The sequence below is a fragment of the uncultured Halopseudomonas sp. genome, assembly GCF_963977355.1.
Lineage (GTDB): Bacteria > Pseudomonadota > Gammaproteobacteria > Pseudomonadales > Pseudomonadaceae > Halopseudomonas.
This window is the reverse complement of the sequence record NZ_CAXBOV010000010.1, coordinates 85681-100558: the sequence shown is the minus strand read 5'-3', so window position 1 is coordinate 100558 and position 14878 is coordinate 85681. Positions and strand designations below refer to the sequence as shown.

The 14878-nt window shown below is 57.6% G+C and carries 15 protein-coding genes; 8 read left to right on the top strand and 7 right to left on the bottom strand.

Translation table 11 applies throughout. The annotated features are described in order from the left end of the window. The first annotated feature begins 143 nt into the window (after positions 1 to 143). Complete coding sequence (locus tag AAC076_RS07255; RefSeq protein WP_339844035.1) at positions 144 to 2282, top strand: methyl-accepting chemotaxis protein; 2139 nt, start codon at positions 144 to 146, stop codon at positions 2280 to 2282. Here the strand turns inward: AAC076_RS07255 and AAC076_RS07250 are convergent, their stop codons facing one another. Then, positions 2283 to 3302 (bottom strand): cyclase family protein, encoded by a 1020-nt coding sequence (locus AAC076_RS07250; RefSeq protein WP_339843978.1) that lies wholly within the window; start codon positions 3300 to 3302, stop codon positions 2283 to 2285. A 160-nt stretch (positions 3303 to 3462) separates the two neighbouring features. Between AAC076_RS07250 and AAC076_RS07245 the strand changes: the two genes are divergently transcribed. Continuing rightward, on the top strand, positions 3463 to 3648 hold the full coding sequence (locus AAC076_RS07245) for a hypothetical protein (protein ID WP_339843977.1): 186 nt from the start codon (positions 3463 to 3465) through the stop codon (positions 3646 to 3648). 56 nt (positions 3649 to 3704) lie between these two features. Beyond that, positions 3705 to 4502, top strand: coding sequence for an undecaprenyl-diphosphate phosphatase (locus AAC076_RS07240; protein ID WP_339843976.1), 798 nt, complete (start codon positions 3705 to 3707; stop codon positions 4500 to 4502). A gap of 1 nt (position 4503) precedes the next feature. On the opposite strand, the gene AAC076_RS07235 is transcribed toward AAC076_RS07240, so the two are convergent. Beyond that, entirely contained in the window at positions 4504 to 5190 is a 687-nt protein-coding gene (locus AAC076_RS07235; RefSeq protein WP_339843975.1) for a cupin domain-containing protein, read from the bottom strand. A gap of 126 nt (positions 5191 to 5316) precedes the next feature. Here AAC076_RS07235 and AAC076_RS07230 point away from each other — a divergent pair, with 126 nt between their 5' ends. Beyond that, positions 5317 to 6654 carry a mechanosensitive ion channel family protein gene (locus tag AAC076_RS07230; protein ID WP_339843973.1) on the top strand — a complete coding sequence of 446 codons (1338 nt, stop codon included), beginning with the start codon at positions 5317 to 5319 and terminating at the stop codon, positions 6652 to 6654. Positions 6655 to 6709: 55 nt separating this feature from the next. Here the strand turns inward: AAC076_RS07230 and AAC076_RS07225 are convergent, their stop codons facing one another. Together AAC076_RS07225 and AAC076_RS07220 are read right to left on the bottom strand one after the other, a co-directional pair. Next, positions 6710 to 8521 (bottom strand): EAL domain-containing protein, encoded by a 1812-nt coding sequence (locus AAC076_RS07225; RefSeq protein WP_339843971.1) that lies wholly within the window; start codon positions 8519 to 8521, stop codon positions 6710 to 6712. Between the two features lie 184 nt (positions 8522 to 8705). Continuing rightward, positions 8706 to 9227, bottom strand: a complete 522-nt coding sequence (locus AAC076_RS07220) for a fasciclin domain-containing protein (RefSeq protein ID WP_339843969.1) — start codon at positions 9225 to 9227, stop codon at positions 8706 to 8708. A gap of 261 nt (positions 9228 to 9488) precedes the next feature. Between AAC076_RS07220 and desA the strand changes: the two genes are divergently transcribed. After that, on the top strand, positions 9489 to 10679 hold the full coding sequence (gene desA, locus AAC076_RS07215) for a delta-9 fatty acid desaturase DesA (RefSeq protein ID WP_339843968.1): 1191 nt from the start codon (positions 9489 to 9491) through the stop codon (positions 10677 to 10679). 99 nt (positions 10680 to 10778) lie between these two features. Further along, positions 10779 to 11669, top strand: coding sequence for a peptidoglycan DD-metalloendopeptidase family protein (locus AAC076_RS07210; RefSeq protein ID WP_339843967.1), 891 nt, complete (start codon positions 10779 to 10781; stop codon positions 11667 to 11669). A 65-nt stretch (positions 11670 to 11734) separates the two neighbouring features. On the opposite strand, the gene rpmG is transcribed toward AAC076_RS07210, so the two are convergent. The 3 genes from rpmG to radC form a co-directional block, all read right to left on the bottom strand. Continuing rightward, positions 11735 to 11890 (bottom strand): 50S ribosomal protein L33, encoded by a 156-nt coding sequence (gene rpmG, locus AAC076_RS07205; RefSeq protein ID WP_070882577.1) that lies wholly within the window; start codon positions 11888 to 11890, stop codon positions 11735 to 11737. 11 nt (positions 11891 to 11901) lie between these two features. Beyond that, complete coding sequence (gene rpmB / locus AAC076_RS07200; RefSeq protein ID WP_150276538.1) at positions 11902 to 12138, bottom strand: 50S ribosomal protein L28; 237 nt, start codon at positions 12136 to 12138, stop codon at positions 11902 to 11904. A 185-nt stretch (positions 12139 to 12323) separates the two neighbouring features. Further along, positions 12324 to 12998 (bottom strand): DNA repair protein RadC, encoded by a 675-nt coding sequence (radC, locus tag AAC076_RS07195; RefSeq protein WP_339843965.1) that lies wholly within the window; start codon positions 12996 to 12998, stop codon positions 12324 to 12326. A gap of 175 nt (positions 12999 to 13173) precedes the next feature. On the opposite strand from radC, the gene coaBC reads away from it, so the two are divergent. Then, positions 13174 to 14403 (top strand): bifunctional phosphopantothenoylcysteine decarboxylase/phosphopantothenate--cysteine ligase CoaBC, encoded by a 1230-nt coding sequence (gene coaBC / locus AAC076_RS07190; RefSeq protein WP_339843964.1) that lies wholly within the window; start codon positions 13174 to 13176, stop codon positions 14401 to 14403. An 11-nt stretch (positions 14404 to 14414) separates the two neighbouring features. Continuing rightward, the gene (gene dut / locus AAC076_RS07185; RefSeq protein WP_339843963.1) at positions 14415 to 14870 is read left to right on the top strand and encodes a dUTP diphosphatase; all 456 of its coding nucleotides are present in this window, start codon (positions 14415 to 14417) and stop codon (positions 14868 to 14870) included. Positions 14871 to 14878 lie beyond the last annotated feature (8 nt).

The window sequence follows — 14878 nt, the reverse complement described above, 5'->3', positions numbered from 1 at the left end:
ATCGCCAAATGAGTTCCAGACCCCCGAGCCAGAGCGGCTGGCTCTCAGCAAGAATTCCCTGACATGTCCCTATCCGGTGCGCTTCTTGCAAAGAGAAGTACTATTCATTCGCATCAGAGAGAGTTCCCGTGTCCATACGTCCGATGTCCATTCGCAGTGAAGAAATGGCATTAACCTCCACCGAGCGCACTTGGCTTCCCTGGCTTGGTTCGACAGGCAAGCTTCGCATGGGCTGGGCCTGCCGAGTAAACCAAAATCGTTATGCGCAATTGGAAGAAATATTCAACAGCGTAGCCGATACCCGTATGCGGCTGCTGCAACAGTGGTGCGATAACCAGTGGACCACTCTGGATAGCATCGCCAGGGATCTGGGGAACCTGGGCAAACCGCTCGAGCGTCAACAGATGCTCAAGTTGATGCCCAAAATAGCCGATGCCAGCGAGCTGTTCCTGGTCGATGCGAGCGGCCGTTGCCTGGTCAGCACCGCCCGGCAGATGCCGACGTCCACGATCAATTCCAAGGCCATGCAGCCGGGCCTCCAGGCACCCTTTCTACACGGTCCCTATATCGATCAACGCACCAAAGAGCTGGGTCCATCGACATCCAGCTTCCATGATGCGGTGACGTTGATGTTCTATCAGCCGATGCAATACCAGGACCAGCCATGCTGTCTGTGCGCCCGGGTGCCAAACGACGTACTGGGTGATTTGATCCAACGCGAGGCTGGACATATCTACCAGGAATCGGGCGACAACTATGTGTTCATGGTCGAATCGCGCTTCGATCCGGCAATCGAGCCGGGCCGCGCATTGTCACGCTCGCGTTTCGAGGACAACACGTTCAGCCACGGCGGAAACTTGAAGGAAGGCATTGCCACCCACTGGGGTACCGTCAGTGTGCGCGAACATACCGAATTCGAGGTGCGCTTCACTGATCCGGCTACCAAGCAGTTGCATCCGGGGGTGCGCGAGACCATCCGCAAGGGACAGAACCTGTTCGTTACTTACCCTGGATATTCCGATTACCGTCATATACCCGTGATCGGCAAAGGAGTGACTTTCAGCCTGACCGGCTCTCCGGACCGCTGGGGCATGATGTGCGAAGCAGATCTGGAAGAGGTCTACCGCTATCGATCACTGAGCTACAGCCTGATGAAATTCTTCCTGTTGCTTATGCTGATCATCTGCGGCTGTCAGATTGCGATCGCCTGGTCCGGCCTGGGTCAACCCGCTGCCAGCGGACTCAACCTTTTGGTGGTGGGCCTGTCAGCCATTTGGTTCTGGCGCCGAGGCACCCGGAAACTGGCCAGGCGCATGGGACGCATGACGGAGATCATCCGTAATATTGCCGAGGGTGAAGGCAATCTGAGCCAGCGCATGGATACCACCCGCCTGGTTGCCGATGAAACCGGCGAACTGGGGCGCTGGACCAACAGCTTCATCGACAACCTCGACACCATCGTCGGGCGCGTCAAGCAGGCCAGCAGGCATACGCTGCAAAACAGTGAACAGATGCTGGATCATAACCAGAAGGCCAGCAATACCGCCGAGGAAGTAACCAAAACCATTGAGCAGATGCTCGGCATGATCGAGGCACAGGTGCAGACGATTGATAGCGCCTCGAACACCGCAGCGCAGATGAAACGCACCATGGCCGAAGTCGTCGAGTCGGCGCGCCAGCGCCTGGAAACCGTCTCGAATGGAACGCGCAAGATCCGCGATATCGTCGAAACCTCCGCTAGCAGCGTGCAGCAAGTGGATAAACGCTCCAACGAAATCGCCGGCATGGTATCGATGATCACTGACATCACCAGCCAGACCAACCTGCTGGCCCTTAACGCAGCGATCGAAGCCGCGCGCGCCGGAGAGCATGGCCGGGGGTTCGCCGTGGTCGCTGACGAAGTCCGCGCACTGGCCTCAAGAACCGCTACCGCCGCGGCGGAAATCAATCAAGGCATTACCGCGATACGCGATGCCACCCATCAGGCGGTCGATCTGATGGAACAGGGTGTGAGTGACGTCGATCAGCAGTTGACCCTGGCCAATAATGCGGCCAACGATAACGATACCTTGCACCAGACCGTCGAGGAGTTATTCGAGGTGATTGCGGTCATGGATACCAACAGCAAGGAGCACGGACGCCAGGCTGGCCACGTGGCAGAAGTAACCGCCTCCATGGCCAAAGTCATCAGTACGCTGCGCTCCAGCTCCGGGCAGGTCAGGGAGACCGCCAGCCGCCTGCATCAACTGTCAGACAGCTTTCAGGTCAGCGCCGACCGCTGATCAGACCAGCGCCACCGGCGTCAGGGGTGAACCCACTGCACCCGGCAGGCGCAGGGGCGGCGCAGTGAGCATGAAACGATTGCGCCCGCTGTCGCGCAGATAGTGCGCCAGCTCGCTCAGGTACCAGAGCTCACCCAGGTGTATGCCGAGCTTGAACAGACAGTGCTCGTGCAGGGGTAGTGCGGCACAACAGCCCGCTCCTTCGCGGGCCGGGTAGGCCTCTACGGCGTAGTTATCGGCTATCAGCAAGCTCAGACCGCTATCGGTGATCCATTGCAGCAGCGCCGGATCACGACCATCAAGAACAGCGCAGCTGGAGGCGAGGACAGCCGCATCAGGCTCACGATGCATACCGAGAATCACATCGGCAAAGCCGGTATACAGGCACACCATGTCGCCAGGTTCCACCGTGACGCCGTCATCACGCATGATCTGCTGCAGCCGTGCATTATCAACCAGTACGCGCTCCCGACCGCAATGGTGTTCCAGGTCGATCAACACCGCGCGGCCGCTGACTGCCTTCTCGGCCATCTTCTCGATACCCAGTCGCTTGGCATTCACACCTTCCAGCGCGTCCTCGTGCCCCGTCGGCCCCTGGATATCCTCGCCAGCACGCCAGCCGTTGTAATACAAAGGCTCGGCCTCACCGTCACCGTCGGCATCAAACAGACTGCCAACATGGGCCAATGCGTCCCATTGGGTTGAGTACTGGGTATAGAGCAGCACCGCATCGTCGCTGACTACGTCGGTAAAATCAGGGTTGATACGGTTAAGGGCGAAATTGTAGTTGAGCTTGTCGCCGCGCCCGGAGGTGAATCGCCGCGGCGCGTGGCGTAGCTTGTTCAGCGCGTTGCCGCCGGGATAGTCCAGCGGCAGACTGAGACAGAAGCTGCGGCCTTCGCGCACTTCTGCCACACCCTGCAGCACCTTCTCCGGGGTCAGCAGGTTGAGCCTGCCCAATTCGTCATCGGGTCCAAAGTCGCCCCAGTTGGAACCTTCCGGTCGATACTTCCAGCGCATGAGCAGTCATCCTGTTGTTCTTGTTGGAGTGATCAAGATGCCATGCCGAGCACCCCCGGTCATCCAGATCAATGGCGCTGTTAACGTGCTATAGGCCAGCGTCGATATGCAACTGGCTCAATTGGAATTGCCGCAGTAAGCAGTAAATGGCACCTCTCATATGGCTGACATTGATCGGATTCAGGGTCGTGCTATCAATGATGCTGGCTTTATTGCTCTGACCGACAGGCATATTGTGGGCATACCCCGACCTGCAAAGGAGTTCGTGAATGCCGGACCATTGCGGCGCTATCTACCGGAAAACGTAAAAATTCTCTCCCCTGGGACCCTCGCAACAGTCGCCTGAGCAAACCGGGCATGGTTTAATTGCGGCCTGACACATTCGCACATGGATTGCTCTTCATGGATTGGCTGCAAGTCTTGGTTCTGGCAGTAATACAGGGTCTCACCGAATTCCTTCCGATTTCGAGCTCCGCCCATCTGATTCTTGCTCCGGTACTATTCGGCTGGGTGGATCAGGGACTGGCGTTCGACGTCGCTCTGCACCTGGGCAGTCTCAGCGCTGTGGTGCTGTATTTTCGTCGTGACCTGATAGCCATGAGCATCAGCTGGACACGCTCGGTAACCCACCGTGAGATGAATGATGATGCCCGACTGGCCTGGGGCGTGCTATTCGCTACCATTCCCGTGGGCCTGGCAGGTCTGCTGTTCAAGGACGCAATAGAAGAGCAACTGCGCTCCCCGCTGTATATTGCCGCGGGTCTGATCGTCTTCGGTCTGGTATTGAGCTGGGCCGACTGGCGGCATCGAGGTGAGCGCGAAGTCAATCAGATGAACTGGAAGGACGTGCTGCTGATCGGCCTGGCCCAGGCGATCGCCCTGTTCCCGGGTACCTCCCGCTCAGGTATCACCATGACCGCAGGCCTGCTGCTGGGGTTGAGCCGTGAAGCCACTGCCCGGTTCTCCTTCCTGCTGTCCATTCCGGTCATCGTTATAGCCTGTGCGCTCAAATCCTGGGATCTGTACAACACGGCGGTTCCCATCGACTGGGCCTTCATGGTCGGCGGCGTGGTAATGTCGGGTATCAGCGCCTTTCTGTGCATTCACTTCTTTCTGGCGTTCATAAGCCGGATCGGCATGCAGCCATTCGTGATCTACCGGATCATTCTCGGTATCGCGCTGATCTGGCTCTTTGCCTGAGTCAGGCCGGCTCGGCGGGTGCTCTGGACTTGACCAACAACACAGCGCCCGCACGGCTGGCTAGCCCGTGATCAGCGAGATCGGGATGGCGTAGCCAGGTTAATGCCGGCATGTCACCCTCAGCACTTTGCAGGCTGCCGGACAGCACCAGCAGTTCGCCCGGACCAGCCGGCAAGTCCAAAGCCTGGCCTGCAGAACAGCTGTACAACAGGGTCTCTTCCGCGGTGAAACTGTGCAGCACGCTGACAACGGCTCCAGCTGCGCGCTTGCCCCAGGACTGCTCGGAGGGGCGCAGACGTACCTGGGCTGCATCCTTTTGCGCAAACTGATTCAATTTGACGAAAATCAGGCAACCCTCTTCCGAGAAAGGACTGTGCCGTGAGCCCGCGGGACTGCGCAAATAACTGCCGGCGGGGTAGTCTCCGGTCTCATCGCTGAAAACACCCTCAAGTACGTAGATCTCCTCACCATTGGGATGCGTGTGTTGCGGAAATCGCGCTTCGGGCAGATATTCCACAAGACTGGTCACCTGCCCGCTTTCAGGCGCCTCGCGCTCCAGGGGCCAACGCCGGATCGGCGCCTGAGGCGCACTCTGCCAATGCTGATCGCCGGGGCGTATACAAACCCTGAGGCGACGGTCCATGTTCAGGGGCACGAAGTTCGGCGGCGAGGAAGTGTCGGTTTTCATGATCGCTCATCAGTTGATGGATAGGAGGCGACATAGGCCGTTGACTGCCCATACCATAGCCTGGATGAACTACTCCCGGCCACTGGGAGTCCATTAACCCAACAGGCTGATAACAAGGAACAGTCCATGGTCAAATCTCTTGTTTACGCTGCCCTCTGCGTCTTCCTGTGGCTGCAAGGCATGGGTAATGCGGCGCTGGCCCAGGACAGTACAGAAAGCGCGCCGGTTATACAGGTGACCGATGTCCCCAGCGATGCGGCCATCGGCAAGCGTTTACGCGCCGTGTTGGCAGCACTCGACGAGGGTGCGGGAATAGCGGTGGACGTCAAGCAGGGAGTGGTCACGCTCAGGGGCAGTGTGCCCAATGCCCGTTCAGCCCGCGAGGTGGAAGGCATTGCTAATCGTGTCGAGGGCGTGATTCATGTGCAGAGTCGCCTGACCGAGGAAACCGATGTCTCGGCGCGCGTGCGTCCGGCCACCCGCAAGTTCCAGGAAATGGGTACCGCAGCCTTGCAAATGCTGCCGGTCGCGCTGGTCGCGTTAGTGGTCATCATCGTTTTCTGGCTGCTGGGCCAGTGGGCGGGCTCGCGCGGTGGATGGTTACGGCGAATCGGCTTGTCAGAACTGGCGTCCAACCTGGGCAAGCGAATTGTGCGGCTGTGCATTACCGGGCTTGGCATACTGATTGCCCTCGAGATACTCGACGCCACTGCCCTGGTGGGGGCCATGCTGGGTGTCGCCGGGGTTGCAGGTATCGCCGTCGGCTTTGCCTTCCGCAATATTGTTGAAAACTATCTCGCCGGGGTTCTGCTCAGTGCCCGCAACCCCTTCGATGTGGGCGACATCATAGAAGTCGGCACCCTCGGCGGTACCGTTGTGCGACTGACCTCCCGGGACACCGTGCTGATGACCCGCGATGGCAATCATCTGCGAATCCCCAATAGCATCATCATCACCTCGGCGATGACCAACTTCACACGCAACCCGCTGCGCAGGCTGGAGTTCATTGTTGGTGTCTCGGTCGATCTCGACCTGCAGAAAGCGCGCAAGCTGGGAATAGAAACCCTGCAGGCCCTAACCGGCATCCTCGCCGACCCCGGGCCCCAGGTGCTGGTAGCGGAACTGGGCGACAGTACCGTACAACTGCGTTTCCTGGCATGGATCAATCAACATGACAGCGATTTTCTCAAGGCTCGCAGTGAAGCCATCCGTCAGGTCAAGGCAGCTTACGATGAGGCTGGTATTGAAATGCCCGAGCCTATCTACCGCATACACCTGCGTAACCCGGCGGCCATTGATCAGCTTACCGAGCCATCTAACCGGCAACCAGCTGCGCCTCAACAGAGGGCCGCACCGGCAACACCTACCAGAGCAGAAGACGTGGCGGCAGATAACACCATTGATCGCCAGGTTGCCGAAGAGCTGCGGTCGTCAAACGAAGAAAACCTGCTAAGCAAAACATGAAAAGAAAGGCCATATAATCGACCCGCATAATCGATATAGTGCAGCCGCAGCCTTGTCACCCTAGCGGCTGTTCCTGCCAGTAATCAGTAAACGCGGCGACGTTCATGGGCCTACCCAGCAGATAACCCTGGCACTGGTCGCAACCATGCTTTTGCAGCCAGGTCTTTTGCTCTGCGGTTTCCACCCCCTCGGCGAGCACTGACAGTTGCATGTTTCTGGCCATCGCGATGATAGTCTGGACCAGCTGGCAATCGCTCGGATCCCTTGGCAAGCCAGCCAGAAAGCTCTTGTCGATCTTTAACTTGTCCAGGGCAAAGCGTCGCAGATACGCAAGAGAAGAGTAACCAGTACCGAAATCATCCACCGAGATACGCACGCCGAGCGCCCGCAGCGCATCCAGAGTCTCCTCAGCCTGTGCAATATGCTGCATCAATGCCCCTTCGGTGATTTCCAGTTCCAGACATGCTGCCGGTAAGCCACTGATATCCAACGCATCACGCACAATCTGCACGATATTGCGCTGCATGAACTGGATGGGCGAGAGATTCACAGCAATGGTTTCAAGCAGCAAGCCCTCGCGCCGCCATTCGCTGGCCTGCTGGCAAGCCTGGTGGAGCACCCATGTTCCGAGGGCGACAATTTGTCCGCTCTCCTCGGCCAAGGGAATAAAGCGATCCGGACCCACTGCTCCATGCTCCGCGCTATGCCAGCGCAAAAGGGCTTCGGCGCCGATACACCGGCCGCTGGTCAGTTCTACCAGGGGTTGGTAGTGCAATGTGAGCTCATCGTTATGCAGAGCGCCGCGCAGGGAGCGCTCCAGCTCAAAGCGAGCCCGTGCTTCTTCTGTCAGACAGGGCAGATAATGGCTATAGGTATTGCGGCCCTGAGCCTTTGCTCGATACATCGCCGCGTCGGCGTTACGAATGAGCTCATGGGCATTACTCCCATCCTTCGGATAGAGCGCGATGCCAATGCTTGCGCCAACGTACAACTCGCGGGCTTCATCCAGCAACAGCGGCGCCTTCAATGAATCGAGCAGACCTTTCGCTACCTGGCTGGCCATACCGGGACTCGGCAACTGTTCGAGAATCAAAAGGAACTCGTCACCACCCAGGCGTGCCAAGGTATCTTCGTTGCGGCAACGTTCCTGCAGGCGCCGGGCGACGCCTTGCAGGACGAGATCACCGAAATCGTGGCCGTAGCTATCGTTCAGCGTCTTGAATCGATCCAGATCAATAAAAAGAACGGCCAACCAGCCACCCCGCCGGTCTATACGGTCCTTGGCATGTTCAAGCCGGTCTCGCGCCAGGATTCTGTTGGGCAGCCCAGTCAGAGGATCAAAATGTGCCAGGGTACGCAGCCGGCTCTGATAGGTATCAACAAACCTGATCAGCAACTGGGAACCGAGCAGGACGCCAAGCATCAACACAAGAACCGCGAGCGCATAAATAGGTGCTCGCTCAAGGAATATCTGCTGGAAAGATTTGCCGCTGACCACAACGGCGAGTGCTCCCGGACCAGCACTCCGCAGCACCCAGGCACCCAAGGGGCGCTCAATACCCCACAGGGTAAACCCGCCCAACTCGACCCACCGGGTTACCGGCCCGGAGGCATCCAGCAGCTCGCGTTCAACTAGCACCCTGGAGTCTGGACGCAAAATCAGCGGTTGTAGCGGGCCATCCAGGTGGGAAGCGGGCTCTCCGCGCCACAGCTGCAAGAGACTGTGAGCCTGCTGCTGCCGGGTCTGATTAACGCTGCGCTGCTCGAGAATCATAGCTACGATTACCAGCACCAGAATACTCAGGAAAGCCACACCATTGACCGCCCAGAATTTATAGCGCAGCGGAAGTTGACGCTGTGACTTCATTGCCCGCTCCAGGAAGTATGAAAAGGGCGCTCATTCTAGGTTCTTAAATCGATAACGTATTGATGCGGATCAAGTAATGTCGCAGGCGGGAGGTTGTACAAAGGTATTAGAATCGAGTCAGTAGGCATCGGAACAGCCAAAAAAAAGGCAGACCGAAGTCTGCCTTGTACTCTCTCGCAGTTGATTACATGCCTGGCATGAGCACCGAATCAATCACGTGAATCACACCATTGCTGGCTTCAATGTCGGTCTTGAGCACTGTCGCGGAATCGACCATTACGCCATTGCTGGCATTAATTGTCAGCTCACTACCTTGCACAGTTTCAGCACTGGTCAGACCAACCACGTCTGCCGCCATGACTTTGCCTGGAACGACGTGGTAGGTCAGTACTGCGGTCAGCTTTTCCTTGTCGGCGAGCAGCGCGTCCAGATCTGCAGCCGGAATCTTGGCAAATGCTTCGTCAGTCGGGGCGAATACAGTGAACGGGCCTTCGCCTTTCAGGGTGTCGACCAGGCCAGCAGCCTGAACGGCTGCAACCAGCGTAGTAAAGCTGCCAGCTTCGACGGCCGTATCAACGATGTCTTTCTTGGCCATACCGGAATGATGATCGGCATAGGCAGGTACAGCTGCCAGCATACCGGCACCGAGAACGGCCAGCATAAGATATCGAGCAGTACGGGTGATCTTCTGGGTAAATGCAAACATGTAAACCTCCAAAGGTTTGTTATGTGGAAAGCACTGTCAGTAAAGCACAACCTATACAGATTATCCCATATTGTACAACTTCGGTTACACACTGTTGCTCGCTCGACAAAACTACTATCCGACCCAGAAGGCCGGAATGCAGTCCTGCCAGGCCGAAGCGACTGGTGGTCGTGTTATTCCCGGCAAGGCTGGTTCATAATCAAAAAAGCGGCGACATGCCCAATCTGTTTTCAAGTGTCATCAGAGAGGTGGATATATTCCATGTGGTATCAAGGTTTACTCCAATTATCCGGCTGGCAGATCCTGGCCGTGATTCTGGTGCTGACGCATATCACCATCGTCAGCGTGACTGTTTATCTGCATCGCTACTCGGCTCACCGTGCGCTTGAGTTGCACCCGGCCCTGAAGCACTTCTTCCGTTTCTGGTTGTGGTTAACAACCAGCATGAATACCCGCGAGTGGACTGCTATCCATCGCAAGCACCACGCCAAATGTGAAACGCCCGACGATCCCCATAGCCCTGTGCACAAGGGACTGTCGACTGTGCTGCGCAAGGGCGCCGAGCTGTATATGGCCGAAGCTCAAAATGAAGAGACACTGCGCATCTATGGCAAGAACTGCCCGGATGACTGGATGGAACGTAATCTCTACTCACGCTACCAGATCGGCGGCGTTACCCTGATGGCACTGATTGATCTGGCGCTGTTCGGTGTACTTGGCATTACCGTATGGGCCGTTCAGATGATGTGGATTCCGGTATTTGCTGCTGGTGTCGTTAATGGACTTGGCCACGCAGTGGGTTATCGCAACTTCGAATGCCGTGATGCCGCCACCAATATCCTGCCCTGGGGCATTCTGATCGGCGGTGAAGAGCTGCATAACAACCACCACACCTACCCTAACTCGGCCAAATTGTCGGTAAAGCGATGGGAGTTCGATATTGGCTGGCTTTGGATACGCCTTTTCAGCCTGCTGGGTCTGGCCAAGGTGCGACGCACCGCGCCAATCGCTCACCAGATCGCTGGCAAGCAGACGCTGGACATGGATACCGCCATGGCTGTGTTGAACAACCGTTTTCAAATCATGGCGCAATATCGCAAGCTGGTGATCAAACCCCTGGTAGCCCAGGAAATGCATCGGGTAGACGACTCGGTCCGTCACCTCTTCCGTCGCGCCAAGCGTCTGCTCAGCCGTGAAAGCAGCCTGCTCGACAGCCGTAACACGGAGAGCCTTCAGCAGGTACTCGATCACAGTCAGCGGCTGCGCATCATTTACGAGAAGCGACTGGCGTTACAACAGGTCTGGGCCCGAACCAGTGCCAACGGCCAAGACATGCTGCATGCCCTCGGGGAGTGGTGCAGCCAGGCAGAGGCCAGCGGTATCAAGGTACTTCAGGATTTTGCTGCGACCCTGCGCACCTATTCACTACAACCCGCGCCAATGGCACGCTGACTCTCCTGTTTGCCTAACCCGGATGTGCGGCTCGCCAGAAGCAGCCCATCCGGGTAGGATTGTGGACCGGTCAAAAATTAACCATGAGGGTTGCAAAGGATGCGAACCTTTTTCCTGGGTCTGACGCTGCTATTGATGAGCTCGATCCTGTCTGCCTCCACCATCTACAAATACACCGATGCCAACGGAGTGGTGACCTATACCGATCAGGAGGTCAAGGGCGCGCAGGTGTTTGTCTTTACCGACACCATGGTTGAAACCTTCGACAAGCAGGTATATGTCACCACCCGGAAGCATCCCGGTGGCGAAACCCTGATAGTTCACAATGAACTCTATGCTCCGGTAGAAGTGGAGCTGAGTATCGAGTCTGCTCGCAATCTGGCCGGAGTGCCGGAAAAACCGATACGCTGGGTTCTGCAGCCCCGAGAGACGATTCGCCTGCTAACGCTTTCACCCACTGGAGACGGTGCGCCCAGCTACAGTTACAAACTGCGTCACGCCCTGGGAGATCCACGTGCCAAGCATGCGCTGGTGGACTACCCGTTGCCCTGGGAAGGCGGTCCATTCCGCGTCACCCAGGGTCCCGGGGGGCGTTACAGCCATACCGGACCCAAGGGTAGGCATGCCATAGATGTCGCCATGCCCGAGGGCACACCGATTCTGGCAGCCAGACCAGGGGTGGTGGTCAAGGTCGAAAACAATCAGAACGGCCGTGGTACTCACCCATCCGGCAACTTTGTCAGGGTGTTACACGACGACGGTACCATGAGCGTCTATCTGCACCTCAAGCATCGCTCGGTCGTTGTGGGCGAAGGACAGCGGGTACGCACCGGCAGCCTGCTGGCCAAGTCAGGCAACACCGGCAACAGCACCGGCCCACATCTGCACTTTGTAGTGCAGAAAAACGTAGGCCTGGACACAATCTCCATTCCTTTCGCTTTCACCCAACCAGTCGACAGCCTGCCCAACTTTGCAGTAGGCGGCGAATAGATTTCAGCAGAAAATACAGACAACAAAAAACCCGCCGAGGCGGGTTTTTTGTTGCAAGCCAGATCTTATTTGATCTTGGCTTCCTTGTAGTTCACGTGCTTGCGAACAACCGGATCGAACTTCTTGATTTCGATCTTATCGGGAGTAGTACGCTTATTCTTGTCGGTAGTGTAGAAATGACCAGTACCGGCAGAAGAAACCAAACGAATCAATTCACGCATGGGACTGCTCCTTAAACTTTTTCGCCGCGACCGCGCATTTCGGCAAGCACTACATCAATACCGCGCTTGTCGATGATACGCATGCCCTTGGTGGACGTACGAAGACGTACAAAACGCTTCTCTGACTCAACCCAGAAGCGATGGTGCTGCAGGTTAGGCAGAAAACGACGTTTGGTTCTGTTGTTAGCGTGGGAAACGTTGTTCCCAGTCACTGGACCTTTACCGGTCACCTGACATACTCGAGACATGGTTAACCCTCTCCAACCACTTGCCCAACCCGAACTGGTTGGAAGCCATAAAATAATTTGTTTTCCAGCCGGGGCGAGCATAGTGCAGACCTGACAAACGAATCCGTGCAGGCGCAGCCCCGAGAAGAGCGGAGCTTTATACCAAAACACGCCCCCGCAAGCAACGACTTTTAATTTTTCGTCGATCAGAGCAGTCCCCGCTCAGCGAAGGAAACCGGCTCGCCATCACCCACAACCAGGTGATCAAGAACGCGGATATCCACTAGTGCCAACGCTTCCTTCAACCTACGGGTAAGCATCTGATCGGCCTGGCTGGGTTCGGCCACACCCGACGGATGGTTGTGCGTGAGAATCAACGCAGCGGCATTGCATGCCAGAGCCCGCTTGACCACTTCCCGGGGGTAGACGCTGGCGCTATCGAGGGTGCCACGGAACAACTCCTCGAAAGTAATGACCCTGTGCTGGTTATCCAGAAACAAACAGGCGAAAACCTCGTGGGGCAAATGCGCCATGCGACTGCGCAAATATTGTCGCACGGCTCCGGGGGAAGTCAGCGCGGTGCCGCGCTTGAGATTCTCGAACAGGTGTCTGCGCCCCATCTCCATGACCGCCTGCAACTGAGCGTACTTGGCAGGCCCGAGACCGGCATGCTGACAGAACTCGACCTGCTCGGCCTGCAACAACGCTCGCAGGCTGCCAAAGGCGCCCAATAACTGCCGGGCCAGATCAACCGCGCTGATACCCGGCAAGCCAGTGCGCAGAAAAATAGCCAGCAGTTCGGCATCGGACAGCGCCGCAGCGCCCTGATTGAGTAGCTTTTCCCGGGGGCGTTCAGCCGCCGGCCAGTCGGTAATGGGCATGCGCAAGTCCCTGCGTAAGCGCACGTACTTCCTGTTCGTGCGGTGTAATTTGAGGGGGCAGTATAGGAGCTTCAATTCCGATGGTCGAGGCAGGAGCCTGCCGGCCCGCGCTGTGCTATTTTAAAGGGGTTTTTGCACATACAACGCCCCGGAGGTGCAGGTGTCGGGAGTCAGCATGCAGCGGTTGGTAAACAAGAGAGTGCTTCTGGGTGTCAGCGGAGGCATCGCCGCCTATAAAAGTGCGGAACTGATACGCCGGCTGCGCGACGCCGGGGCACAGGTACGGGTCGTGATGACCCAGGCTGCCCGTGAGTTTATCACTCCCCTGACGTTGCAGGCCCTGTCCGGGCATCCGGTACACGGTGATCTTCTGGACCCCGCCGCCGAAGCGGCAATGGGGCATATCGAACTGGCACGCTGGGCCGATCTGGTACTGATAGCTCCGGCCACAGCCGATATGATGGCGCGACTGGCCCAGGGCCGCGGGGACGACCTGCTGACCACGCTGGTGCTTGCTTCCGATGCTCCATTGGCACTCGCCCCGGCGATGAACCAGGCCATGTGGCGCGATCAGGCCACCCAGGCCAATCTGGCGCAATTGCGTGCTCGTGGTGTACGGATCTTTGGTCCCGGTGCCGGAGAGCAAGCCTGCGGGGATGTTGGCCCGGGACGCATGCTCGATCCCACCGAGATTGCGCTGCTGGCCAGTGAATGCTTCGAGCATGGCCTGTTGACCGGTAAACATGTGCTGATCAATGCAGGTCCCACCCGGGAAGCGATCGACCCAGTACGCTACATATCCAACCACAGTTCGGGAAAGATGGGCTTTGCTCTGGCCGAGGCTGCAGCAGAGGCCGGCGCCCGTGTCACCCTGGTAGCTGGACCGGTCAACCTGCCGACCCCGGAACGGGTCAATCGCATCGACGTAGTCAGCGCACTGGAGATGCAGGCAGCCTGTGAAACGGCGCTACCGGCCGATCTGTTTATTGCCTCTGCGGCGGTTGCCGATTATCGCCCGGCGGAGTGCGCCACCCATAAGATGAAGAAAGACGCCAAGACCAGCAACGGACTGACCCTGGAGCTCATTCCCAACCCTGACATACTGGCCGGTATTGCCGGGCATGCGCAGCGTCCCTGGTGTGTCGGGTTTGCGGCTGAAACCCACGATGTACTGGCTTACGCTGCCGACAAACTGGAACGCAAGAATCTGGATCTGATTATCGCCAACGATGTCAGCGCACCCGGCATCGGCTTCAATAGCGATAACAACGCAGTCACATTGATCGACCGGACCCTGCATCAGGACCACCTGCCCATGGCCAGCAAGCACAAGCTCGCCAGACAGATAATCAGCTACATAGCTCGGCGCCTTGACCCCAACAGAGACACAAACAAAAACCTGTGACGGAAAGACCCATGCACAAGCTTCAAGCCAAGATAATTGATCCTCGCCTGGGCCAGGAGTGGCCACTACCGCATTACGCGACCGAGGGTTCTGCCGGACTGGATCTGCGGGCCCTGCTACAGGAGCCGTTGACCCTGGAGCCCGGGCAGACCGAACTGCTGCCTACGGGCCTGGCCATTCATATCAGTGACCCGGGCCTGGCTGCCATGATTCTTCCGCGCTCGGGAATGGGCCATAAACATGGCATAGTCCTGGGTAACCTCGTGGGGCTTATTGATTCGGATTATCAAGGCCAGCTAATGGTATCCTGCTGGAACCGAAGTGACCGGGCATTCACTCTAGAACCGGGCGAGAGGATTGCGCAGCTGGTCCTGGTACCCGTGCTGCAAGCGCAACTGGAGGTAGTGGATGAGTTCGAAGGCAGCGTGCGCGGTGTCGGCGGATTCGGTCATACAGGCAGTCGTTGAGCAGAACT

What these genes read in the sequence shown, in the direction of transcription:
- AAC076_RS07230 (WP_339843973.1), top strand. Translation starts at nt 5,317, where the DNA reads ATGGTCAAATCTCTTGTTTACGCTGCCCTCTGCGTCTTCCTGTGGCTG.
- rpmB (WP_150276538.1), bottom strand. Translation starts at nt 12,138, where the DNA reads ATGTCTCGAGTATGTCAGGTGACCGGTAAAGGTCCAGTGACTGGGAAC.
- AAC076_RS07240 (WP_339843976.1), top strand. Translation starts at nt 3,705, where the DNA reads ATGGATTGGCTGCAAGTCTTGGTTCTGGCAGTAATACAGGGTCTCACC.
- AAC076_RS07255 (WP_339844035.1), top strand. Translation starts at nt 144, where the DNA reads ATGTCCATTCGCAGTGAAGAAATGGCATTAACCTCCACCGAGCGCACT.
- radC (WP_339843965.1), bottom strand. Translation starts at nt 12,998, where the DNA reads ATGCCCATTACCGACTGGCCGGCGGCTGAACGCCCCCGGGAAAAGCTA.
- AAC076_RS07220 (WP_339843969.1), bottom strand. Translation starts at nt 9,227, where the DNA reads ATGTTTGCATTTACCCAGAAGATCACCCGTACTGCTCGATATCTTATG.
- AAC076_RS07250 (WP_339843978.1), bottom strand. Translation starts at nt 3,302, where the DNA reads ATGCGCTGGAAGTATCGACCGGAAGGTTCCAACTGGGGCGACTTTGGA.
- desA (WP_339843968.1), top strand. Translation starts at nt 9,489, where the DNA reads ATGTGGTATCAAGGTTTACTCCAATTATCCGGCTGGCAGATCCTGGCC.
- dut (WP_339843963.1), top strand. Translation starts at nt 14,415, where the DNA reads ATGCACAAGCTTCAAGCCAAGATAATTGATCCTCGCCTGGGCCAGGAG.
- AAC076_RS07225 (WP_339843971.1), bottom strand. Translation starts at nt 8,521, where the DNA reads ATGAAGTCACAGCGTCAACTTCCGCTGCGCTATAAATTCTGGGCGGTC.
- AAC076_RS07210 (WP_339843967.1), top strand. Translation starts at nt 10,779, where the DNA reads ATGCGAACCTTTTTCCTGGGTCTGACGCTGCTATTGATGAGCTCGATC.
- rpmG (WP_070882577.1), bottom strand. Translation starts at nt 11,890, where the DNA reads ATGCGTGAATTGATTCGTTTGGTTTCTTCTGCCGGTACTGGTCATTTC.
- coaBC (WP_339843964.1), top strand. Translation starts at nt 13,174, where the DNA reads ATGCAGCGGTTGGTAAACAAGAGAGTGCTTCTGGGTGTCAGCGGAGGC.
- AAC076_RS07245 (WP_339843977.1), top strand. Translation starts at nt 3,463, where the DNA reads ATGGCTGACATTGATCGGATTCAGGGTCGTGCTATCAATGATGCTGGC.
- AAC076_RS07235 (WP_339843975.1), bottom strand. Translation starts at nt 5,190, where the DNA reads ATGAAAACCGACACTTCCTCGCCGCCGAACTTCGTGCCCCTGAACATG.